The organism is Rhodococcoides fascians NBRC 12155 = LMG 3623 (genome assembly GCF_001894785.1).
In the GTDB taxonomy this organism is placed as follows: Bacteria; Actinomycetota; Actinomycetes; order Mycobacteriales; family Mycobacteriaceae; genus Rhodococcoides; species Rhodococcoides fascians.
Window position 1 is genome coordinate 680,405 of sequence record NZ_BCWW01000003.1, and the last position, 21,378, is coordinate 701,782.

A 21,378-nucleotide genomic window follows, 5' to 3' on the forward strand; every position below is an offset into this window, starting at 1 on the left:
CGTGACCTGCTACGAAGTTTCGCGCACATGCGCGCAGCGCATACTGTGGTCATGGCATCGGTCGTCGCAGAAGTGATGGGTTCGGATTTCGCTCGTCTGCATCCCAAGGTCCAATGGCGTTTCGGTTTGCAGTCCTCGGATCGTCGGGCTCAGTTCGGGGTCGGTGTGATGGAGGAGATGACTCACTCTCGTCTCGTTCCTCCGCCGCTGCTGTGGGCCGGTCGTAAGCGAGGCCTGTTTCCTGCTGGCGTGGGCAAGGATGTGCCCTTCACCATCGCCAACTATGCGTACGTCGACGAATTGGGCCGCGAGACAATGTCTTTCGTGCGTCGCTTCGCGTTCGCCGCGCGTCCGCAGGGGATGAATTCGGTGATGGTGTCGTCGGCAGAATCCGACGCATATGCGCTCGACTACCTGGGGTTCTCGTCGGACATGGTGGTGCACACCACGTGTGCGGTCGACTCCGACGGTGGGTTGGTGCTCGAGAGCGAGGTGCCGCGGTTTCTGCTCGGTCCCATTGCGCCGAAGTTGCCGAAGGTGGCCTCTGCGGTCACGATCGGCCGGGAATGGTGGGACGCGGCAGAGGAACGGCACCGCATCGAGATCGAAGTCAAGAGCCCGGTGCTCGGCCAGTTGTTCCTGTATCGCGGGTGGTTCACCGCGGAGGAGCGCGAGTGCCGTCCCGCCGACATCCCTTCCGACGCGCGGCCGCGCTCGATCGAATCACGCGAATAGCGCTACTGTTACGCGTCGATCGAAGCAGGTGAAAGGGAGTCCGCAGTGGCCGTAGTCGAAGCCGAGGTAGTCGGTGGTGTCGGGCATATCGTCCTGAACCGGCCGGAGGCCCTGAACTCGTTGAACGAGGCCATGATCCACGGCATTCGCGCGGCACTCGATGCGTGGCGGGACGACGACACCGTCGGTTCGGTTCTGGTGACGAGCAGTTCACCGCGCGCGTTCTGCGCCGGCGGAGACATCAAGGCCATCAGGCAGGCCGTGATCGACGGCGACCGAGAAGCCGGGCCGCGCTACTTCTCTGCCGAGTACGACCTCGACGAGATCATTGCGACGTACCCCAAGCCGTATGTGGCGGTCATCGAGGCCGCGGCGTTCGGGGGAGGGCTCGGAATCTCGGTGCACGGCAGCGTGCGGATCGTGACCGAGAACGCTCTTCTGGCGATGCCGGAGACGGCGATCGGATTTGTTCCCGATGTGGGCTCGAGCTACTTCCTGTCCCGGTTGCCCGATCACATCGGACGCTACTTGGCACTGACAGGCACCCGGATCACCGGATCCGACGCTGTGACACTGGGATTGGCGACACACTTCTGTCCCAGCGAATCCGTTCAGGCGCTGAAGGACGACATTCTCGGTGGCACCGATCTCGGTGCAGCGCTCGATCGACACACGACCCCGCCGCCGACGACGGAATTGTCGTTCGACGCGAAAGCGGTGGCCACGGTGTTCGAGAAGACGTCGCTCGTCGACATCATCGATGCTTTGGAGTGCGATACCGCGTGGTCTCGCTCGACCAAGACTCAGTTGGCAACGCTGTCGCCGACGTCCTTGATGGCCACCGATGCCCTGATCGAGCGGGCTGCGGACAGTACGTTGCGGGAGTGCCTCGATCGCGAGTTGCGGCTGGCGACATGGATCATCACGGAACCGGACTTCGCCGAGGGTGTGCGCGCAGTGCTGGTCGACAAGGACCGCGCGCCGCAGTGGAAGCCTCTGGTGCTCGAGATGGTGCGACCAGAGGCCTTCCAGCAGCTGCTGTGACCGTCAGTGGGTCAGCGGTAACCCTTGGCGGGGTTCTGCAGGTCCAGCACGATGGTCTGGCCGTTGGAACGCACGTGGATCTCCGGGTTCTGCAGACCACCGGAGACGAGGTATTCGCCGAGGAGCTGAAGCAGCTCGTCGGGGCCGACGGAGGTGTCGGGAGTGCGGATGTCGCCGGTGCGGCTGCCGAGTTCGTTCTGGGTCAGCCGACCCGCGATACGAACCGAGGCGACGCCCATAGCGGTACGACGGTCGGGTGCCTGGCCGCGGCCGAGAGACGGCGACGTGCTGCCGCTGGAGGCGTGAGCGGTGGAACGGCCGTTGGTGGGCAGGCCGTGTTCTGAGATCTGATCGCTGGTGGTCACTTCAACCTCGTTCGATTCCGTGGCGGGCTTCTCTGATGCTGCGGGCTGTGGAGCGGATGCCGTGTCGGTGGACGTGACCACTGCCGCCGGGAAATCGGTGGTGGTTTCGGCCGCCTTCTCGGCGGGTGCAGCTACCGAACTGTCGGTGCGGGCACCGTTGGACGGAGTGGAATCGGACTTCGGCGGCGTCGCCAAACGATGCGCGGGAGCGCCACCGACCTTGATCCCGGCCAATGGGTAGTTCGTTCCCTTAGTCATGTCGTTTTCCACTTCATCGTGATTCTCGGGTGGTTCCGCGCCGAGACGCCATGATCGGAGAACTCACATGACGCCCAACTCGGCGTCGAGCACGCCAAAACGTACTCGAAGTTTGTTCGGACCGCCTGAGAGTAGCATCACGATTGTTTAGATCGCCATTTTTTGGTCCAAAGGCTTGTTCTGGATCCTGAACCACACCACGAAACCCCAGGTCACAAACCCGGCGTATACCAAGTAGAGGACAGCGGACGGGTAGAAACCGGCAATCACCAGCAGCGGGACGCCCACGATGTCCACCGCGATCCAGATGAGCCAGAATTCGGTGAGCCCGCGGGCCATGCCGAACGTCGCCAGCATCGAACCGGTGAAGATCCACGCATCGGCCCACTTGCCGAACGAACCGAGGTACCCGAACAGCTGCGCGAACACGATCGTTCCGACGACTGCGACAGTGATCATCACCAGTCGCTCACGGGCAGTGCCCCAGCGCGGAACGACGGCGGCCCCCGAGTTCTTCGAGCCGCGCATCCACCGGGCCAGCCCGTAGGCGCTGACGGCAATGAACATCAGCTGCCGTCCGGCTTGTCCGTACAGATCCAACGCCTGCGGAGTGTGGAACACCCCGCCCATGAAGACGGTGAACAGCAGCGCATTTCCGATGATCCCCACCGGCCATGCCCACACGACTCGACGCATCCCGCCGACCGCGGAGAGCAGTCCGAAGCCGTTCCCGATCACCTCGCGCCACAGCACCGGGTGGCCCAGCACGCTGAATTCGGCGTCGAGCAGATCTGTCAGCACCGCGACAGGCTACTGATCGCCTGCGGCGACGAGGGGCTCGAGGGTGAGCTCGGGCATCTCCTTCTGGATGTACTGCAGTCGCCACTTGTCGCTGACGAGAGCCAGCAGGGCACCGTCGGTCCGGGTGAAGATCTCGACGCCGCGCTGACGGCCCAATTCGACGGCCGACGCCGCGTCGGTGCGCCGAGCAAGCGAGTAACCCAACGGTTCCATCCGAGCGTCGACGCCGAATTCGGTCTTCATTCGTGCGGTGACCACCTCGAACTGCATCGGGCCGACGGCCGCGAGAACCGGGGAGGCGTCGCCGCGAATGTCGTTGCGCAGCACCTGAACCACGCCCTCGGAGTCGAGTTGTTCGACGGCTCGGCGGAACTTCTTGTACTTGTCGGCGCTGTCGACGCGCAGTGCCGAGAAGTGCTCGGGTGCGAACGACGGGATCGGTGGGAACTCGACCTTCTTGTCGGTGTACAACGTGTGGCCGGGCGCGAGCGCGGTCGCGTTGACGAGGCCGACGATGTCGCCAGGGTAGGCGTTCTCGACCGTTGTCCGGTCACGCCCGAAGACGGTGAGCGCGTACTTGGTGGTGAACGGCTTCTTGGTCTGTGCGTGCGTGACGACCATGCCCCGCTCGAACACACCCGAGACCACGCGCATGAAGGCCAGGCGGTCTCGGTGTGCGGTGTCCATGCCGGCCTGCACCTTGAACACGACGGCGCTGAAGGGATCGGTCACCGCGCGCACCCCGTCGGAGACGTCGGCCCGGGGGCCTGGTGCGGGGGCCAGCGCCACCAGGGTGTCGAGGATCTGGCGCACGCCGAAGTTCAGCATCGCCGAGCCGAAGATCACCGGTGACGTCTGGCCGGCGAGGAACATCTCCTGGTCGTGTTGCTGGCCGCTCGAGATCAGCAGATCGCTCTCCTCGACGGCGGTGTCCCAGTCGACGCCCTCACGCTGCGCGGCGGCCTCGGCCGTCATGAATTCTTCTGGCGCGATCGTGGCACCACCCGCAGTTCGGGTGAAGCGGATGTAACTGCCGTCCTGCACATCGAGCAGGCCACGGAAGTCACCCGCGATGCCGACGGGCCAGTACAGAGGCGTCGGCGTCAGGCCGATGCGTGACTCGATCTCGTCGAGCAGTTCGAGCGGGGACTGACCCGGGCGGTCCCACTTGTTGATGACGGTGATGACCGGGATGCCGAACTGGCGGCACACCTGGAACAGCTTGAGGGTCTGCGGCTCGAGGCCCTTCGCGGCGTCGATGAGCATGACGGCCGCGTCGACCGCCGTCAGGACGCGGTAGGTGTCCTCGGAGAAATCGGCGTGCCCGGGGGTGTCGACGAGGTTAATCACGTTGGTGACCTCGGCGTCGGGGGAGGTCTGGTAATTGAACTGCAGCGCAGTCGAACTCACCGAAATGCCGCGCGCCTTCTCCATCTCCATCCAGTCCGAGACGGTGGAGCGACGGCCGGCCTTGCCGTGAATGGCACCGGCCTCGGAGATGACGCGCGCGTGCAGGGCGAGGGCCTCGGTGAGCGTCGACTTACCGGCATCGGGGTGTGAAATCACCGCGAATGTTCGACGCCTCGCGACCTCGAAATCGAGTTCCCTGGCCGAGTGTCGAGCGGGGCCGGAGTTCGGTCCTGACTCGTCGAGTGCTGCATCGACGTCGGGGGAACTGGGCGGGGTACTCACGAAGGCCTCTATCTCGTAGTCACGGCAACGGCAAAGGTCAAGGATACGCGGCCGGTAACGGTCACCGGTCATCGCGGGATTGCTTAGGGTGAGGGACGCGGAAGGACCGTCGAACGAGGAGATGACGCGTTGAGCAAGTTCACCGACGAGATGTTCGAGACCGCAAGCAGCAGCAAACGTGGTTTGGTCACCGGCGAGCCCGAGGCGGCGTTGCGCCAGTCGTGGGGTGAGATCCACGAGCAGGCGCGGCGGATGGCGGGCGCGCTGGCCGACGCGGGGGTCGAACACGGCGACGCGATCGGCATTCTCGCCGGCCAGCCCGTCGACATCGCACCTGCCTGCCAGGCCACGTGGATGCGCGGAGCGTCGGTGACGATGTTGCATCAGCCCACCCCGCGGACAGATCTGGCCGTCTGGGGCGAGGACACCGAAACCGTCGTCCGGATGATCGACGCGAAGGCGGTGATTCTGGGAGCTCCGTTCGACATCGCCGCACCGGTGCTCGTCGAGCGCGGCATCACTGTGCTGAAGATCGACGACATGAAGTCCGGTCGCGACATCGATCCGGTGCCGACGGCCGAGACCGACATCGCGCTGCAGCAGCTCACGTCCGGCTCCACCGGGTCGCCCAAGGCCGTGCGCATCACGCACGAGAACTTCTACGTCAATGCGTACGCGATGATCGATCGCATCGAGTTCGACGTCAATTCCGACGTCATGGTCAGTTGGTTGCCGCTTTTCCACGACATGGGCATGGTGGGCTTCCTGTCGGTACCGATGCAGGTGGGTGCCGAGGTCGTGAGCATCACGCCGTTGGACTTCCTGCGCTCGCCGCTGTTGTGGGCCAAGCTCATCGACAAGTACCGCGGAACAGTCACTGCTGCACCCAATTTCGCGTATTCGCTGCTGGCGCGTCGGCTGCGTCAGGCGGAGGACGATCTGGATCTGGATCTGTCCACGCTGCGTTACGCGTGGAACGGTGCCGAACCCGTCGACCCCGACACGATGATCGCGTTGGCAGAAGCGGGTGCGCCGTACAAGCTCGATCCCGCGGCCCTCGCGCCCGTGTACGGAATGGCGGAAACGACTCTCGCCGTGTCGATTCCGGACCCGGGGCAGGGACAGGTGATCGACGTCGTCGACGCGGATCTACTCGAAACGCTCGGCCGCGCAGTCCCGTCCACCCGCGGCAACACCCGATCCCTGGCCACTCTCGGAAAGTTCGTTCCCGGTCTCGAGGGCCGCGTCGTGGACAAGGAAGGGCAGGTGCTCACCGCGCGCGGTGTCGGCATCATCGAGGTCCGCGGCAAGGCCGTCACGCCCGGATACATCACCGTCGACGGCCCCGTGCCGACACAGGACGCCGACGGCTGGCTCGATACCGGCGACGTCGGCTACATCACCGAGGACGAACTGGTGGTCGTCTGCGGCCGGGTCAAGGACGTCATCATCATGGGCGGCCGCAACATCTATCCCACCGACATCGAACGAGCCGCGGGCACCGTCGCGGGAGTTCGGCCCGGTAACGCCGTCGCGATCCGCCTCGACGCCGGCGACAAACGCGAAAGCTTCGCTGTTGCAGTCGAAACGAACGATATCGACAACCCCGACGAGGTCAAGCGGATCGAGCGTGAAGTGATCCACGCGGTGCATTCGGAGGTAGGAGTGCGCCCCCGCACGGTGGCAGTCCTGGGGCCGGGCAGCATCCCGAAGACGTCGAGCGGCAAACTGCGACGGGCCAATTCGGTGTCGCTGCTGAACTGATCAGCGCGGGTGTACCCGATTCTGGGCGGCCTCGAGACCGACCTTCAGCAGTAGCTCGGCGGCGTCGGCGGCTTCTTCGATCACGACGCCGAGGTCCTTGCGTTCGGGCGTCGAGAAGGGCTTGAGCACGAACGACGCCGGGTCCATCCGTCCCGGCGGCCGTCCGACGCCCACGCGGACCCGCAGGTAGTCCTTGGTGCCGAGGTGCTGAGAAATCGAGCGCAGACCGTTGTGCCCGCCCTCACCGCCGCCGAGCTTGAGTCGCAGTGCGCCGAAGTCGATGTCCAGTTCGTCGTGCACCACCACGATGTTCGCGGGGTCGACGGAGAAGAACCGAGCCAGTGCCGCCACCGGCTGGCCCGAGAGGTTCATGAACGTTCGCGGCTTCGCGACGACGACCGAACGGCCGTCGAGCCGGGCCTGCACGATGTCGGAATTGGACTTCTTGTGCGAGGAGAACGACGAGCCGACGCGCCCGGCGAGTGCGTCGGCGACCATGAAGCCCACGTTGTGCCGAGTCTTGTCGTACTGCGGACCGGGGTTGCCGAGCCCGACTATCAGGGCGGGGCCGTTTTCGGTGCTCACGGGCGTCATTCTTCCATCGATGGTTCGAAACGAACGGCGCGCCGTCTCCCGAAGGAGAACAGCGCGCCGCTCGAGATGCAGGGGAGAGGATCAGCTCTCGTCGGAGCTGTCTTCGTCCTCGGAAGCTGCTTCTTCCTGAGTCTCGGCCTCGCCGGTCTCGGAGATCGGCTCGGTGCCTTCGCCGTCGGCCTCGAGGTCTTCCTCGGACGGTGCCTCGACGACGTTGACCAGGAGGGTCTCGCCGTCGGAGATGAGGGTGACGTCGGACGGCAGATCCAGGTCTGCTGCGGTGATCTGCGTGCCGATCTCGGCACCCTCGACGGAGACGACGAAGTTCTCCGGGATCTCGAGCGCGTCGGCCTCGATCTCGACGGCGGTCGAGTCGGTGGTGACGAGGGTGCCCGGTGCGGCGTCGCCCTCGACGATGATGTTGACCTCGACGGTGACGCGCTCGCCCTTGTTCAGGACGAGGAGGTCGGCGTGCTCGATGCTGCGACGGATCGGGTGCACGACGATCGACTTGGTCAGTGCCAGCTGCGACTTGCCGGCGATGTCGAGGGTGAGCACAGCGTTGGTGCCGTCGTTACGCAGCACGGCAGCGAATGCGCGGGCGTCGAGTGCCAGGTGCTGGGGGTCGGTTGCGTGTCCGTACAGCACGGCGGGAACGAGGCCGTCGCGACGAGCGCGGCGTGCGGCACCCTTGCCGAATTCGGTGCGGACCTGTGCGGTGAGGTTGTTTACCTTCGATGCCATGGTGCTACATGCTCCTGATAACTGTGATCTGTGGTTCGTGCGGCGTACTTCGTCGGACTGTCAAACTCGTCGGGGCGGACACGAACGAGCGCGGCCAACGGGGCCGAGCCGCGTCGATAACGGTGGATCCTGATGAGCCGGATCTACCCTCGCCGAGACAACCTGGAAGACAATACACGACCAGGTCACGTGCGCGGAAGTTCGACCCCTGCTACGAACTTCCGCTCACGTGCGAGCGCAGCGAGCAACTCGGCGGCCACCGACCGGGCGACGGCGATGGCGTCGTCCCGACCGCCTGCGGTTCCCATGACCACCGCACCTTCGTGCAACAGTGACAATCGAGTCCCGAGCTCGTCTGAATCGGGGTATCCGGCATCGGCGGCCAGGCGTGCGAACAGCGATCGCGTCCACGCCTTTTCCGACTCGATGATGGCCAACACCGGGCTGTCGGTGCCGCCGAACTCGGCGAATGCGTTGACGAATCCGCAGCCGCGATGGTTGTCGCGCATCCACAGGTCGAGTGCGTCGTAGACCCCGAGTACCCGCTGCTCACCCTGGTCGAGGGAGTCGACGTACTGCGTCACGTGCGCACACCAGAGGTCGTATCGCCGCTTCAGATAGCGCTGCACCAGGCCGTCCTTGGAGCCGAAGCGGTCGTACAGGGTCTTCTTGGTCGTGCCGGCTTCCTCGGCGATCAGGTCGACGCCGACGGCGCGGATTCCGCGGTCGTAGAAGAGCTCGCTCGCGACGGCGAGAATTCGTTCCGCTGCGGGGGTCAGTGGCTTGTCGTGCATGGCGACCTTTCGAAAGCGCTGGTCGGAGTGGGGTGCACTGCGAGTATACAGACCTGTATGTTTACATCGCTCTCATGACGTCACGCATCGATGTTCTCGCCGGTACAGCTCTGGTGATTCTGTGGAGTTCGGGCTTCATCGGAGCAGAATTCGGCACCGCCGAAGCTCCGGCCCACACGCTGCTGGCCTGGAGGTACCTGGTGGCAGTCGTGCTCCTCGTCGCGTGGTGCCGATGGCGACGACTCACCCCGACGTGGCACGCGCTGCGTATCCACGCAGTCCTCGGCCTCTTCTGCCAGTTCCTCTACCTCGGTGCCACCATCACCGGCATCGGCATGGGCGTCCCTCCGGGCGTCGCCGCCCTGATCGCTGCATTGCAGCCGCTGGTGGTCGCGCTGGCCTCGAGCAGGATATTCGGCGAACGCGTCGGATCGAGAGGAATTCTCGGCCTCGTCGTCGGTATCGCCGGAGTGACGCTCGTCGTCGTCGGTGACCTGTCCGGTGCCGATCTCGCCTGGCCCGTCTACCTGCTGCCCGCCGCGGGCATGCTGGCGCTGTCGGCCGGGACGATCGGGCAACGGCTACTGGATCCGAAAGAACCCATCGCGCTGGCCATGGCCATCCAATGTGGCATCAGTGCAGTCGGTTTCATGACGTGGAGTGCATTTGCCGGTGACGCGGTACCGCCGATGACGACGGGTTTCTGGGCTGCGGTGGCGTGGACGGTGGTTCTGTCGACCTTCGGCGCATACGGCGCGTACCTGTTCGTCGTGCGCCGCAGTGGACCGACTCGTGCCAGCGTGCTGCTCTACCTGACACCGCCGACGACGATGCTCTGGGCTTTCGTGATGTTCGGCGACGCGGTCACGTGGTTCGGTATCGCGGGCCTCGCGGTCTCGGGGATCGGGGTCGCCGCCTACCTCAGTGCACATCCGGACCGTAGAGCCCGCTCACACACCGGTGAGGGCAGCGAGCATCGTGTCCAGTTCGGCGAAGGTGACGAAGTAGTGCGGAGATGCACGGACGACGGCGTCGAGCCCCCGGCCTGTCATGTCCAGTCGAGTGGAACCGCGATGGCTCACCGTGACCGTCACGTTTCGGTCGGCAAGTCGGTCGCGGACGGCCACTGGCTCCTCACCGTCCATGGTGAACGAGACGATGCCGCTCTTGCGGTCACCGAGATCGTGGACGGTGACCCCGGGAATGCGTCGCATGCCGGCACGTAGGTACTCGGCGCGCTCGGAGATGGCGTCCGCGACGTCGTCGATGCCCAGTTCGAGTAGATAGTCGACGGCCGCGCCGAGGGCGAGGCGGGCTGCGACGTCGCATTCCCAGAACTCGAAACGTGTTGCGTCATCGGCCATCCGGTAGGTGGACGAGTCCTCCCACTGCGCGCTGTGCAGATCGAGAGCCGGTGGATGCAAGCTCGCGGCCAATTCCGGACGCAGGTACAGGAACCCGGTACCTCGGGGCCCGCGTAGCCACTTGCGACCGGTGGCCGACAGCGCATCGACGCCGAGTTCGTCCACGTCAACCCGCAGCTGGCCGATGGACTGACACGCGTCGAGCAGAACGAGGGCACCGTGTCGATGGGCGAGATCGGCCACCGCGCGGGCCGGGTTGATCAAGCCTCCGTTGGTGGGCGCGTGCACGACCGACACCACCCGGACTCGGTCGTCGAGCATCTGTTCGAGGGCGTCCACGTCGATGCACCCCGACGCGTCGCTCGGAATCACCTCGACGGTGGCCCCGGAGACCTCGGCGCGGTGCAGCGCGGAAATGGCGTTGCTGGCGTACTCGGCCTCGCACAGCAGGATTCGATCCCCGGCCGACAACGGCACCGAGTAGAAGAAGTCGGTCCAGGCACGAGTGGCGGAATCGCTCAGAGCGATGGTCGACGCCGGTGCCCCGATCAGGGTTCCGATCGACGTCTTGACCGCCGCGAGATCGTCGAGGCGTTCGCTCGCGGCCCGGTACCCGCCGATCTCCGCCTCGCGGCGCAGATGGGCGATCGCGGTGTCGACGACGACGGTGGGCGGCAGCGAGGAGCCGGCGCTGTCGAGAAATACCCGGCCCGACGCACCAGGGGTGTCGCGGCGAATGCGGTCGTGATCGAGCATCGATAGTCCTTCCGGTAGCGAACTCTCGGGCATCAGGGTTCCACAATCGGTAGCCTCGATACGACGCGGGATCTCGGCGTTTTCGATCCTGGCAGCTGGGTACATTGCGTAGTCGGATCGCGGTGAGTGGGAAAGAAGGAAATGTGTCCTCCAACGAGAAGTCCCTCGAGCTGAGCACGCGCCCAGCCATCGAGGCATACGTGTCGAAGGTGTGTTTCAAGCTGGGGCCACCGTCGCTCATCGGTGCCGAACTCGAATGGCTCACCGCCCTCGACGACGGTTCGCGGCCCTCCCTGTCAGCTCTGGCCGCTGCGCTCGGTGATCACTCCCCGCGCAGTATCGCTCCCGAGTCACCCGCCCTGACGTTGCCGGGCGGAAGTATCGTCACCGTCGAACCGGGCGGCCAAGTCGAATTGTCCAGTTCGCCTTATATTTCCGTTTCCCAGCTCGAACCGCTGCTCGACGCCGATGCCCGACTGTTGCACGACATGCTCGGTCGCGACGGCATCTCCATCAGCGCAGTTCCCGCCGACGCCGTGCGAGATCCCGAACGACTACTGGTCTTACCGCGCTACTGCGCGATGGAAAACCGTTTCACCACCATCGGGCCTTTCGGCAAGCTGATGATGTGCAACACCGCCGCCACCCAGGTCAGTGTGGACGCCGGACGTGATCGGGCCGAGGTCACTTCGCGATGGCAGATGCTGCACGCCATCGGCCCGGCCTTCGTCGCTGCGTTCGCGCGCTCTCCCGAACTCGCCGGGGCACCGGCGGGTGCGTGGGCATCGCAGCGAATGCGCACCTGGCTCGAACTCGATTCCAGTCGGACCACGGTACCGAACACGGGCGATCCGATCGCCGACTACGCGCGGTGGGCACTCGACGTTCCGCTCCTCTGTATTCGGGGAACCACCCAGAACTGGGAAGCGCCGTCCGGCATCACTTTTGCGCAGTGGCTCGACGATCCGAGCGTTGTCGGTCGCCCGGCAACCTACGCCGATCTCGACTACCACCTGACGACGCTGTTCCCGCATGTCCGAGCCTGCGGGCACCTCGAAATCCGTTACCTCGACGCGCAACCCGACGGGCAATGGGTGATACCGGCCGCCGCGTTCGAGGCGCTGCTGTCCACTCCCGATCTGGTTTCCCAGGCCACCGAACTCGGCGCAGGCACAGCCGGTCGGTGGCTCGATGCGGCCCGGGCAGGTCTGGCCGATGGCGAGTTGCGCAGGGCCGCAAGCGAAGTGCTCGATCTCGCATCATCCGCGGGAGGAGAGTTCTCCCAGCAGCTGCGTGCGGCATCTCGGAGATGTCGCGCCGGTATTTCGCCCCACGAATTCGATGCGGTGTCGCCGACATCGCAGAGCCGAAAGGAATCGGTGTGAGCGCCGAAGAACTCAGGACCAGAATCGAGACCGTGCTGACTCGGAGCCGGTCCCGCAGCGCCTCGCTCACCGAGTGCGTGGACGAAACCGAACTGATGGCTCAGCATTCGCCGTTGATGAGCCCGCTGATCTGGGATCTGGCACACATCGGCAGTCAGGAAGAACTCTGGCTCGTGCGCGATGTCGGCGGCCGCGATCCGGTGCGGCCGGACATCGACGAGTTGTACGACGCGTTCAAGCACTCGCGTTCGTCGCGAACGTCCCTGCCGCTCCTGACGCCCGAGGAAGCGCGCGCCTACGTGCATACCGTTCGAGACAAGGCCTGGGACGTGTTGGAGCACAGCACGTTCGAGGGTCGGCCGGTCGAGAAGCACGGGTTCGCGTTCGGAATGATCGCCCAGCACGAGCAGCAGCACGACGAAACCATGCTCGCAACCCACCAGTTACGTTCCGGCCCAGCCGTTCTCACTTCTCCCGCACCGCCGACGTCCACGATGCCGGTGGCGGGGGAAGCCATCATTGCCGGTGGGCCGTTCTCGATGGGGACGTCGCTCGACCCGTGGGCGTTGGACAACGAGCGGCCTGCACACGCCGTGCACGTGCCGACCTTCGCCATCGACCGGGCCCCGATCACCAACGCGCAGTACATGAACTTCATCGCCGACGGTGGCTACGAGCGCCCCGAGTTGTGGACGGAGAAGGGGTGGGCGCACCGCGTCGATGCGCAGCTCACCGCCCCTCAGTTCTGGGAGGCCGATTCCGACGGCACCTGGTGGCGTCGAAGCTTCGGGGTACGCAGACCGGTGCGTCCGCATCAGCCCGTCGTGCACGTGTGCTGGTTCGAGGCCGACGCCTACGCGCGCTGGGCAGGCAAGCGGCTACCGACGGAAGCGGAATGGGAGAAGGCCGCGCGGTACGACGCGGCGTCGAACACCTCCCGCGCCTATCCCTGGGGAGACGCCGAACCCACTGCTGCACATGCCAATCTGAATCAGCGACATCTCGAACCGGCCGATGTGGGGGCGTATCCGCAGGGTGTGTCCTCGGCCGGGGTCCATCAGCTGATCGGTGACGTGTGGGAGTGGACGTCCTCGGGTTTCGAGGCGTACCCGGGATTCGAGGCATTCCCGTATGCCGAGTACTCGGAGGTGTTTCTGCGCGGCGATTACAAGGTGTTGCGCGGCGGCTCTTTCGGCACCGACGAGGTGGCTTGCCGCGGGACGTTCCGAAATTGGGATCACCCGATTCGTCGGCAGATCTTCAGTGGGTTCCGGTTGGCCCGCGACGTCGAGTCGCACTGAATGTGCCGTCATCTCGGGTACCTCGGAGCAACCACCTCGGTCGGGTCACTGCTGACCCGGGGTGATAACTCGCTGCGCACACAATCGTTCGCGCCCACCGACATGCGGGGCGGCGGCACCATCAACGCCGACGGGTTCGGCGTTGCCTGGTGGGACGGTGACGACACCGTGCGCAGCTATCGCAATCCGATGCCCATCTGGACCGACCCGGCGGTCGATGATGTTCTGCCGCAGCTCCATTCGGCATCGGTGATCGCCGCCGTGCGATCGGCTACGGTGGGAATGCCGGTGGAGCGATCGGCCTGTGCACCGTTCACCGACGAGCGATGGGCATTCAGCCACAACGGCGTCGTGTTCGGTTGGCCGGAATCGTTGGCGGAGCTGTGGTCGGAAATTCCGCCGACCGATGCGTTGATGCTGCCGGCCCCTACAGACGCCGCCGGATTGTGGATCGTGCTGCGAAACCTGTTGCGCACACACGATCCCGAGTCGGCATTGCGCATGCTGGTTCGAGAGGTTCTGGCCAGGTCGCCCAAGGCGCGCCTGAATTTTCTGCTTTCGGACGGCACGTCCATGTATGCCACGGCGGTGCATCATTCGCTGTCGGTACTGCAGACCGAGGATTCGGTCACGATCGCCTCCGAACCCGTCGACGACGATCCCGAATGGATCTCTATCGACGACCGCAGCATCGTCGTCGCGACAGCGACCGGTGTCACCGTTTCGACCCTGGAAGAATGAAGGAGAGTCATGAGCACGGTGGACGTACATCTGACCGACACGACGCTGCTGGACGAATTGCGCAAGGACGTGCGGGAGGGCTTGACGGCCGACCCGAAGTGGCTCTCGCCCAAGTACTTCTACGATGCCGTCGGCAGTGAGCTGTTCGAGCAGATCACGGTGCTCCCGGAGTACTACCCGACCCGCACCGAGCGCGCGCTGATCGAGGAGCATGCACTCGACATCGCCCGGGCCACCGAATCGTCGATGTTGATCGAGCTGGGCTCGGGTTCGTCGGAGAAGACCAAGCTGCTGTTGTCTGCCGGTATCGAACACGGTTCGCTGAGAACGTATGTGCCTCAGGATGTGTCCAGTACCGCCTTGGAGGGTGCTATCGAGCAGATCTCGAAGGAGTTCCCGACGCTGGAACTGCACGGCATCGTCAGCGATTTCACCGACACCCTGCACAATCTTCCCTCCGGAACAGGCCGCACCATCGCCTTCCTCGGCGGCACTCTGGGGAACCTCATCCCGCAGGAACGCGAGGAATTCCTTGCGGCTGTAGCGGACGCACTCGACCCCGGCGAGTTTCTGCTGCTCGGGGTGGGCTTGGTGATCGATCCGGACGTGCTCGTTCCCGCGTACGACGACGCGGCCGGGGTGACAGCCGAGTTCAACCGAAACGTGTTGTCGGTCCTGAACTCTCGGCTCGGCGCGAATTTCGACCCCGAGGCTTTCGAACACGTGGCACTGTGGAACGCCGAGCACGAGTGGATCGAGATGCGATTGCGGGCCACAGCTGCGCAGGAGGTGTATTTGCAGGATCTCGACCTGCACGTGCACTTCGAGTCCGGAGAAGATCTACGTACCGAGATCTCCGCGAAGTTCCGGCCGGACGGCATTGCCGGTGAATTGAAGATGGCGGGCTTCGACGTCCTCCATCTGTGGTCCGACGCAGATTCGCGCTTCGCTCTGATCCTGGCCGGAAGGGTCTGAACGGACCGCTGGCATTGCGGGCACCACTGCACACTATGTTCGCCGATCGACGGGATTCCGTCGATCGGCGTCGGTAGTGGGCAACCCTGCCCGTCGATGCCGCGTATTCACGGGAGTCGACGTCCCGTTGCTGCAACCGACTTCCGGCGACGACGCACCACCGTGATGATTTCGTCCACGACGCGATCGAGTTCGGCAAGTGCTGTGGCCGCCGAGTATCGCAGCACCAACCATCCGTCGAGCACCAACTCGTTCTGGCGTCGACGATCGTTGTTGAACGTCGCGGGATCCGTGTGGAACTCTCGTCCGTCGATCTCGACGATGACTCGTGCGGAAAAGTCGACCAGGTCGCCGTAGAACCTACCTACGCGCGCATTGATCTCCATTGTGAAGTGGCGAGCTTTCAATGCCCGCGCCACCACCCGCTCCGGCTCGGACAGGGTTCTCGGGCAACAGCTTCGAAGCTGCTTGCGCACTGCAGCCATCCCGTCCATGCCCTTTGCCGTGTCACACAGTTCAGCGACCCGACGCCACGGCACGTGATTGTCTATGGCGTTGTCGAAGAACTTCTCGAGATCGGGCGTCGACAAGCAGGTCGCGACATCGACGAACGTTTGCTCCAGGGACACCACTCGCATGCCGCGTCGCGTGGTGGTGTCGCCGAGAACTCGGCGATGAACTCGGATCCAGGGCACCGACCTCGACTGGCCGGTCGGGCCGACAGTGACGTCGACCAGACGCGGTTCGTATTGGATCAGTCCCCATAACCATGCCGCACTTTCGTGACTCAGTGCGGCGTCCGGTCTCCACAGGGTGGCCCCGAGGCACAGTCCGAAATAGTCCGGCTTCTCCGTCGCGTAGACCTTCGGCAGCAGTCGCACCAGCTCACCCGACCGCGACCGCCTCGAAATCGTGCTTGTGCTGATTCCTTGTGCGAGCAATTGCTGCACTGTGTAGACCCCCATTGCTACACCGTTGCGGCTGACGGGCCCGCGCAACAGTGGCAATCTCGCAATTGTGGATAACTCGACGACGTTATCCACAGGACTGCCCGGCGGAGCGGGCATGGTTGCACGCTACGTTCGCTTATCGACGGAATTCCGTCGATCGGCGTCGGTAGTGCGCAACCATGCCCCTGGTAGCCAACCCGAAGCCTCGAGGTCAGGTGTCCGCCAACGCAAGTACCGGCGAGATCTTGTTCGCGCGGCGCGCCGGTGCCAACGATGCTCCGAGCGCGAGAAGCCCGCCGCACAGTACCGTGCCTGCGATGACGGCCCAGGGGAGTGTCGGAGCAGACACGCCGCCGCCGCTCAGTGAACCCAGCAGCGATTGTGCTGCGGCCCAACCGTATCCGATTCCGAGGATCAGCCCGAAGCCCATCGACGCGACCACCATCTGGGTGCTCTCCGAGACGATCATGGAACGAATCTGCTTGCGGGTGAATCCGAGTGCGCGCAACAGACCGATTTCCCGGGTACGTTGCAGAATGCTCAGCAGCAGGTTGTTCACCATGCCGACCGCGGCGATGACGGCGGAGAAACCGATGAGGCCGGTCAAGATTCCGACGGTCACCGTCAGCACTTGACCGATGGTCTCCTCGTCGTACTCGTCGACGAGCATCGATCGATAGCTGTACATCGCGACTGCGAAGGTGACCACCAAGGTCACCCCGATGAGCAGGCCCACTGCAGTGCGGGTGCTGCGATCCGGATAGCGAATTGCGTTGGCGGACGCCAATCGTGCGGCCGGCCCGCGGCCCGCCATCCTTCCGACGAGTCGGAGCACGCCGGGCAGAATGCGGTACGCACCCACCATGATGCCGGTGAACGATGCCACACCGCCGAAGAACGCGACCAGTACTCCGCCGGGGTTGACCATCCCGATCAGCACACCGAGGCCGAGCAGCACGACACCGCCCGCGATGAGCACGATCGACAACACCGTCCGTACCCGCCTCGACCGTGGGGTCTCGATCCCGGTGTCGACGGCACCGCCGGTCGCCTGAATCGGAGTGACGTCCAGAACTTTCCGTGATCCGACGTACGACGCCAGCGTCGTCGTCAGAACCACGGTGACGACGGGAAGGACCACGAGCGGTTGTACGGACGTGTACTGCACGTCCGGCAATTGGCGGGCCGATACCGCGACGGCGCGGGCCAGTTGACTGACACCGACACCGAGCACCAGACCGACTGCGCCACCGAACAACCCGACGAGGAAGCCTTCCCGGGCGACCGATCGACGCAGATCGCGAGCCCGGGCACCCAGTAGGCGGAGCAGCGCGATGGTGCGGGTGCGGCCGGCCACGATCGTCGCGAACGTGTTGGAGGTGACGACAGCCGCGACATACAGGGCAAGGCCGATGAACACCAGGGCTACGCAGTACAACGCCACGATTCCGGTGCTGTCGCTGCCGTCGTCGAAGATGTCGACCAGAAACGCAGTGGCCTGGATCAGCACGACGCCGAAGAACGACGCGAGCGCCGTCACCAGAATGCTCGCACCGTGTTCCCGAGACGCCCGAGCAGATGTGGACACGCTCATCGGAGAACACCTTCCATTCCCAGCATGTAGTTCGAGATCTGTTCCGGCGTCGAACGTCCCAGTTCGTCGACGATGCGGCCGTCGGCGAGGAAGACGATGCGATCGGCGTAACTGGCCGCGACTGGATCGTGGGTGACCATCACGATGGATTGACCGTACTGATGTACCGCCGCAGCGAGGAGGCCGAGAACCTCACGCCCGGTGCGGGAATCGAGGTTGCCGGTGGGCTCGTCGGCGAAGATCAGCTGCGGCCGAGTACCCAGAGCGCGAGCGATCGCGACGCGTTGCTGCTGCCCACCCGAGAGCTGATGGGGTCGGTGCCCGACGCGGCTCTGCAACCTCAGGGTGTCGATGAGTTGCTCGATCCAGGCCGACTCCTCGGCGGTGGGCGCGCGGCCGTCGAGCTCGAACGGCAGCAGTATGTTGCCCCTGACGTCGAGCGTCGGAACGAGATTGAACGACTGGAAGATGAAGCCGACCTGCTTGCGGCGCAACGTCGTCAGAGCGTCGTCGCCCGCCGACGTGATGTCGGCTCCGGCCAGCATGAGCTGCCCGGAACTGGGGGTGTCCAACCCTGCCATGACATGCATGAGGGTGGACTTGCCGGAACCCGATGGCCCCATGATGGCGGTGAACCGGCCGCCGTGAATGTCGAGAGAGACGTTGTCGAGCGCACTCACCGGGTTGGACGAGTCGCCGAAATGCTTGCTGACTTGAAATGCCCGTGCAACAGGGCCTGCTGTGATGGTCATGGCAACAACGCTATGAATTCGCCGGACCGAAGTAATCAGGCGCGAGTCTTCGCGTCGTACATCTGCAGGATGACTTCGGTGTCAGTCTCCAGTCAGTCCGTGCTCGAAGGCGTAGACCACCAACTGCACCCGATCACGCAGGTGGAGTTTGGCGAAGATGCGGCTGATGTGTGTCTTCACGGTGGCTTCGCTGAGGTACTCCAGCTCGGCGATCTCGGAGTTGCTCAACCCGCGTGCGGTGAGCCTGAACAGCTCCTTTTCCCGCGCCGTGAGAGTGGCGAATTCGGCCGGTGCCTTCGGTACAGCGGGAGTCGGGGTGAAGTGCGCGAGCAGGCCGGTCGTCGCCGACGCGGCAATGACCGAGTTGCCCGCGTGCACCGTGCGGATCGCCGCGAGGAGGAACTCCGGGTCGGCGTCCTTGAGGACGAATCCGCTTGCACCGGAACGGATTGCACGTGCAGCGCTCTCGTCGAGATCGAACGTCGTCAAGACCAGAATCCGGGGCGGGTGCTCGGATGCGGCCAGGATCTGCTCGGTGGCGGCGATACCGTCGAGCACCGGCATCCGAACGTCCATGAGCATCACGTCCGGCGTTGCGGACGCAGCGAGTGCAACGGCCTCGACGCCGTTCCCCGCTTCCCCGACGAACTCGAGGTCGGACTGGGAGGAGATGAGCATACGAATGCCCGCCCGGAACAGTTGCTGGTCGTCCACCAGGGCCACTCTGATGCGTTCGCTCATGACACTTTTCCCTTGCTGGCTTCGGACGCGGCAGGCAGCCACGCAGTGACGGTCCACGACGAGTCGTCACCGGACGCGATGCACGTACCGCCCGAGAGGCCGGCACGCTCCTTCATGCCGGCGACACCGTGGCCGGAGGATTCGGTGACCGAACGGCCGGGACGGACACTGTTGCGGACCGTCAGTTCGACGCCGGCAGAATCGGATTCGATGGTGACGGACACCGGCTCGTCCGGGTCGCCGTGGCGCAGCGCATTGGTCAACGATTCCTGTGCGATGCGGTACAGCGCCAGGTGCGCTCCGGCCCCCAACGACGAGCCGGTGGTGTCGATGGTGGCGTCGATCTGCAGACCGGTGGCCCGCATCGAGGCGAGCAGTCGATCCAGATCCTCCGATGTCGGGTTCGGCAGGTCGCCTTGGCTGTGCCGCAGCTGGCCGAGTAGCACCCGTACATCGGACAGCGCGGCGCGGGCGGTATCGGAGATGGTGGTCAGTGCGGTGTCCACCGCGGCGGGATCGACAGCGCGTACGTACCGCGCGCCGTCGGCCTGTGCGATCACCACGGCCAGCGAATGCGCCACGATATCGTGCATGTCGCGAGCAATTCGGTTGCGCTCCTGCTCGATTGCCACCTCGTGCTCGGCGCGGGCCTGATGAACTTCCGCGAGCTCGCGCGCGTGTGCCGATTCGATCGATGTGCGCCGCGCGTAGGCCAAGCGACCCAAGGCCCAGGACAACCCGAGTATCGCCCACAGGCCCGCGAGGAGGAAAGCGAACTGTAGGAGTCGGGGTTCCTGAAAGCCCTCTTCCGTGGGTGGGCCGAACGGATTGCCGTCCACATACGCCAGATACACCGCTGCGATCACTCCGCCGCCGACGGCGGACGCGAGCCCGAGGCGTCGAACCACGTTGTCGCCGTACGCGGCCGTGCAATACAGAATTGCGAAGATCGCAGTGTCGGCAGACAGCGGCAGCACTCCGGTGACCATCTGCACGACAGCCAGCACCCAGGCGAGCGCCAAGGACCATCGTGGAGATCGGCGTCGGATGGCCAGTGCAACGCCGAACCCGACCAGAACGCCCACACCTGCGGTACCGGCGACTCCGTTCACGGTGGACGCCAGCAGCAGCAGGACGAACACGACCGCGTACGCGGCGTCGAGTACCTGCCGTGAGATCGATAGCTTGCGCAGCACTCGATCAGACTACGTGCATCAGTTGGTGCGGCGACGCGCCTTCTCGAGGGCGGCCAGCGTCGTCAGAACGGTCGTCCGCTGCTTCTCGAGATCCTTCATACGTGCGCGTGCCGGTAGGCCCTGCGCGCCGTCCAGTGCGCTGATCTGTTCGTCCACCGAGGTGAGTTGAGTCAGCAACTTCTCCACCCGCGACTGCAGTTCGATCGCGTCGATCCCGGTGACACCGGCCTGCGACTTCTTGGTGGGTGCCTTCGCCGGAGCAGACCCCGACGTCGTCGCCGACGAAGACGCCGCTGCGTTCACTGCAGCAGCGGCTCTGGGCCGCAACGCTTTGCGGACCGCGGCCGGGTCGGGGAGCTTCTCAAGACGAATGCGGTTGAGCACCTCACGCGCATCGCGGGCGGTGACGCGGTACTCGCGCTCCTCCTCGTCGTCGGACGCGAGCGTGCCACCCAGGGGCCGCAGGCCGTACATGCCGATGAAGTGCTTCGCCTCGTCGATGACGGCTTCCTTCTCTCGGCACAGGCCGCACCGCGGCTCGTTACGGAAGGTTTCGACGCTGTCGGTGCTGCCGCACCAGACGCACCCGCCCGGCGTCCATCGAGCGATTCTGACGGTAGTAGTTCCGGCCGGGGCGTTGAGAGAATGTGCGTCGATCACGACGAGTCATCTTAGGTGACAACAAAACCCGCCCCGCACGCCCCCGTCTCGCGAGCTGCATATTCCGGCCACGGGCGTGACGTAGTTCATGCAGTGCAGGTGGGGAGCGGGCGGAGCGGGTTTCGGATCGAGCGAAACAGACCTGGGGGTCGGGAGTGCAGCCTGCGGAATG

The 21,378-nt window shown here is 64.9% G+C and carries 20 protein-coding genes and 1 pseudogene; 8 read left to right on the forward strand and 13 right to left on the reverse strand.

Going from position 1 to position 21,378, the window contains the following annotated elements; translation table 11 throughout:
* Nucleotides 1–51 precede the first annotated feature (51 nt).
* Together RFA01S_RS11030 and RFA01S_RS11035 are read left to right on the forward strand one after the other, a co-directional pair.
* A complete protein-coding gene (locus RFA01S_RS11030) occupies nt 52–735 on the forward strand; it encodes a DUF4166 domain-containing protein (RefSeq protein ID WP_032407703.1) in 684 nt (227 codons plus the stop codon).
* A gap of 45 nt (nt 736–780) precedes the next feature.
* Nucleotides 781–1,779, forward strand: a complete 999-nt coding sequence (locus RFA01S_RS11035; RefSeq protein ID WP_032373028.1) for an enoyl-CoA hydratase/isomerase family protein — start codon at nt 781–783, stop codon at nt 1,777–1,779.
* Nucleotides 1,780–1,790: 11 nt separating this feature from the next.
* Here the strand turns inward: RFA01S_RS11035 and RFA01S_RS11040 are convergent, their stop codons facing one another.
* The 3 genes from RFA01S_RS11040 to RFA01S_RS11050 form a co-directional block, all read right to left on the reverse strand.
* A complete protein-coding gene (locus RFA01S_RS11040; protein WP_027496081.1) occupies nt 1,791–2,402 on the reverse strand; it encodes a prolipoprotein diacylglyceryl transferase in 612 nt (203 codons plus the stop codon).
* A 147-nt stretch (nt 2,403–2,549) separates the two neighbouring features.
* Nucleotides 2,550–3,203, reverse strand: coding sequence for a nicotinamide mononucleotide transporter family protein (locus tag RFA01S_RS11045; protein ID WP_032364119.1), 654 nt, complete (start codon nt 3,201–3,203; stop codon nt 2,550–2,552).
* A gap of 9 nt (nt 3,204–3,212) precedes the next feature.
* Nucleotides 3,213–4,895 carry a peptide chain release factor 3 gene (locus RFA01S_RS11050; RefSeq protein ID WP_032371213.1) on the reverse strand — a complete coding sequence of 561 codons (1,683 nt, stop codon included), beginning with the start codon at nt 4,893–4,895 and terminating at the stop codon, nt 3,213–3,215.
* Between the two features lie 129 nt (nt 4,896–5,024).
* Here RFA01S_RS11050 and RFA01S_RS11055 point away from each other — a divergent pair, with 129 nt between their 5' ends.
* Nucleotides 5,025–6,659, forward strand: coding sequence for a fatty acyl-AMP ligase (locus tag RFA01S_RS11055; protein ID WP_027496084.1), 1,635 nt, complete (start codon nt 5,025–5,027; stop codon nt 6,657–6,659).
* Here the strand turns inward: RFA01S_RS11055 and pth are convergent, their stop codons facing one another.
* The 3 genes from pth to RFA01S_RS11070 all read right to left on the reverse strand — a co-directional run bounded on the left by pth (nt 6,660) and on the right by RFA01S_RS11070 (nt 8,791).
* The gene (pth, locus tag RFA01S_RS11060; protein ID WP_027496085.1) at nt 6,660–7,253 is read right to left on the reverse strand and encodes an aminoacyl-tRNA hydrolase; all 594 of its coding nucleotides are present in this window, start codon (nt 7,251–7,253) and stop codon (nt 6,660–6,662) included. It abuts the gene before it with no gap.
* An 81-nt stretch (nt 7,254–7,334) separates the two neighbouring features.
* Nucleotides 7,335–7,997 (reverse strand): 50S ribosomal protein L25/general stress protein Ctc, encoded by a 663-nt coding sequence (locus tag RFA01S_RS11065; protein ID WP_027496086.1) that lies wholly within the window; start codon nt 7,995–7,997, stop codon nt 7,335–7,337.
* Between the two features lie 185 nt (nt 7,998–8,182).
* Nucleotides 8,183–8,791 (reverse strand): TetR/AcrR family transcriptional regulator, encoded by a 609-nt coding sequence (locus RFA01S_RS11070; RefSeq protein WP_032381753.1) that lies wholly within the window; start codon nt 8,789–8,791, stop codon nt 8,183–8,185.
* Nucleotides 8,792–8,865: 74 nt separating this feature from the next.
* On the opposite strand from RFA01S_RS11070, the pseudogene RFA01S_RS11075 reads away from it, so the two are divergent.
* A pseudogene (locus RFA01S_RS11075) lies at nt 8,866–9,693 on the forward strand (DMT family transporter); the annotation flags it as partial.
* Between the two features lie 48 nt (nt 9,694–9,741).
* Here the strand turns inward: RFA01S_RS11075 and RFA01S_RS11080 are convergent.
* Nucleotides 9,742–10,911, reverse strand: a complete 1,170-nt coding sequence (locus RFA01S_RS11080; RefSeq protein WP_032407702.1) for an aminotransferase class V-fold PLP-dependent enzyme — start codon at nt 10,909–10,911, stop codon at nt 9,742–9,744.
* A 143-nt stretch (nt 10,912–11,054) separates the two neighbouring features.
* Here RFA01S_RS11080 and egtA point away from each other — a divergent pair, with 143 nt between their 5' ends.
* The 4 genes from egtA to egtD are packed head-to-tail and all read left to right on the forward strand — an operon-like array spanning nt 11,055 to nt 15,313.
* A complete protein-coding gene (gene egtA / locus RFA01S_RS11085; protein WP_027496090.1) occupies nt 11,055–12,296 on the forward strand; it encodes an ergothioneine biosynthesis glutamate--cysteine ligase EgtA in 1,242 nt (413 codons plus the stop codon).
* Entirely contained in the window at nt 12,293–13,597 is a 1,305-nt protein-coding gene (gene egtB / locus RFA01S_RS11090) for an ergothioneine biosynthesis protein EgtB (RefSeq protein WP_174557238.1), read from the forward strand. The genes egtA and egtB overlap by 4 nt, the downstream gene beginning before the upstream one ends.
* Nucleotides 13,598–14,338 carry an ergothioneine biosynthesis protein EgtC gene (egtC, locus tag RFA01S_RS11095; RefSeq protein ID WP_032407566.1) on the forward strand — a complete coding sequence of 247 codons (741 nt, stop codon included), beginning with the start codon at nt 13,598–13,600 and terminating at the stop codon, nt 14,336–14,338. It begins immediately after the preceding gene.
* Between the two features lie 9 nt (nt 14,339–14,347).
* Nucleotides 14,348–15,313 (forward strand): L-histidine N(alpha)-methyltransferase, encoded by a 966-nt coding sequence (egtD, locus tag RFA01S_RS11100; RefSeq protein WP_032407565.1) that lies wholly within the window; start codon nt 14,348–14,350, stop codon nt 15,311–15,313.
* Between the two features lie 107 nt (nt 15,314–15,420).
* On the opposite strand, the gene RFA01S_RS11105 is transcribed toward egtD, so the two are convergent.
* The 6 genes from RFA01S_RS11105 to RFA01S_RS11130 form a co-directional block, all read right to left on the reverse strand.
* Nucleotides 15,421–16,278 (reverse strand): DUF559 domain-containing protein, encoded by an 858-nt coding sequence (locus RFA01S_RS11105; RefSeq protein ID WP_032371207.1) that lies wholly within the window; start codon nt 16,276–16,278, stop codon nt 15,421–15,423.
* A gap of 196 nt (nt 16,279–16,474) precedes the next feature.
* The gene (locus RFA01S_RS11110) at nt 16,475–17,857 is read right to left on the reverse strand and encodes an ABC transporter permease (protein ID WP_032407564.1); all 1,383 of its coding nucleotides are present in this window, start codon (nt 17,855–17,857) and stop codon (nt 16,475–16,477) included.
* A complete protein-coding gene (locus RFA01S_RS11115; RefSeq protein WP_032407563.1) occupies nt 17,854–18,609 on the reverse strand; it encodes an ABC transporter ATP-binding protein in 756 nt (251 codons plus the stop codon). Before RFA01S_RS11115 ends, RFA01S_RS11110 begins: the two co-directional genes overlap by 4 nt.
* Nucleotides 18,610–18,690: 81 nt before the next feature.
* Nucleotides 18,691–19,350 (reverse strand): response regulator, encoded by a 660-nt coding sequence (locus RFA01S_RS11120; protein ID WP_032364108.1) that lies wholly within the window; start codon nt 19,348–19,350, stop codon nt 18,691–18,693.
* Nucleotides 19,347–20,546, reverse strand: a complete 1,200-nt coding sequence (locus RFA01S_RS11125) for a sensor histidine kinase (protein ID WP_032373017.1) — start codon at nt 20,544–20,546, stop codon at nt 19,347–19,349. Before RFA01S_RS11125 ends, RFA01S_RS11120 begins: the two co-directional genes overlap by 4 nt.
* 18 nt (nt 20,547–20,564) lie before the next feature.
* On the reverse strand, nt 20,565–21,206 hold the full coding sequence (locus RFA01S_RS11130) for a hypothetical protein (protein WP_027496099.1): 642 nt from the start codon (nt 21,204–21,206) through the stop codon (nt 20,565–20,567).
* Between the last annotated feature and the right edge of the window lie 172 nt (nt 21,207–21,378).

Bases quoted from the DNA above. Each gene is read 5' to 3' on its own strand.
- RFA01S_RS11115 (WP_032407563.1), bottom strand. From the start codon at position 18,609: ATGACCATCACAGCAGGCCCTGTTGCACGGGCATTTCAAGTCAGCAAG.
- pth (WP_027496085.1), bottom strand. From the start codon at position 7,253: ATGACGCCCGTGAGCACCGAAAACGGCCCCGCCCTGATAGTCGGGCTC.
- egtD (WP_032407565.1), top strand. From the start codon at position 14,348: ATGAGCACGGTGGACGTACATCTGACCGACACGACGCTGCTGGACGAA.
- RFA01S_RS11065 (WP_027496086.1), bottom strand. From the start codon at position 7,997: ATGGCATCGAAGGTAAACAACCTCACCGCACAGGTCCGCACCGAATTC.
- RFA01S_RS11110 (WP_032407564.1), bottom strand. From the start codon at position 17,857: ATGAGCGTGTCCACATCTGCTCGGGCGTCTCGGGAACACGGTGCGAGC.
- RFA01S_RS11030 (WP_032407703.1), top strand. From the start codon at position 52: ATGGCATCGGTCGTCGCAGAAGTGATGGGTTCGGATTTCGCTCGTCTG.
- RFA01S_RS11120 (WP_032364108.1), bottom strand. From the start codon at position 19,350: ATGAGCGAACGCATCAGAGTGGCCCTGGTGGACGACCAGCAACTGTTC.
- RFA01S_RS11070 (WP_032381753.1), bottom strand. From the start codon at position 8,791: ATGCACGACAAGCCACTGACCCCCGCAGCGGAACGAATTCTCGCCGTC.
- RFA01S_RS11105 (WP_032371207.1), bottom strand. From the start codon at position 16,278: ATGGGGGTCTACACAGTGCAGCAATTGCTCGCACAAGGAATCAGCACA.
- RFA01S_RS11040 (WP_027496081.1), bottom strand. From the start codon at position 2,402: ATGACTAAGGGAACGAACTACCCATTGGCCGGGATCAAGGTCGGTGGC.
- RFA01S_RS11080 (WP_032407702.1), bottom strand. From the start codon at position 10,911: ATGCTCGATCACGACCGCATTCGCCGCGACACCCCTGGTGCGTCGGGC.
- egtC (WP_032407566.1), top strand. From the start codon at position 13,598: ATGTGCCGTCATCTCGGGTACCTCGGAGCAACCACCTCGGTCGGGTCA.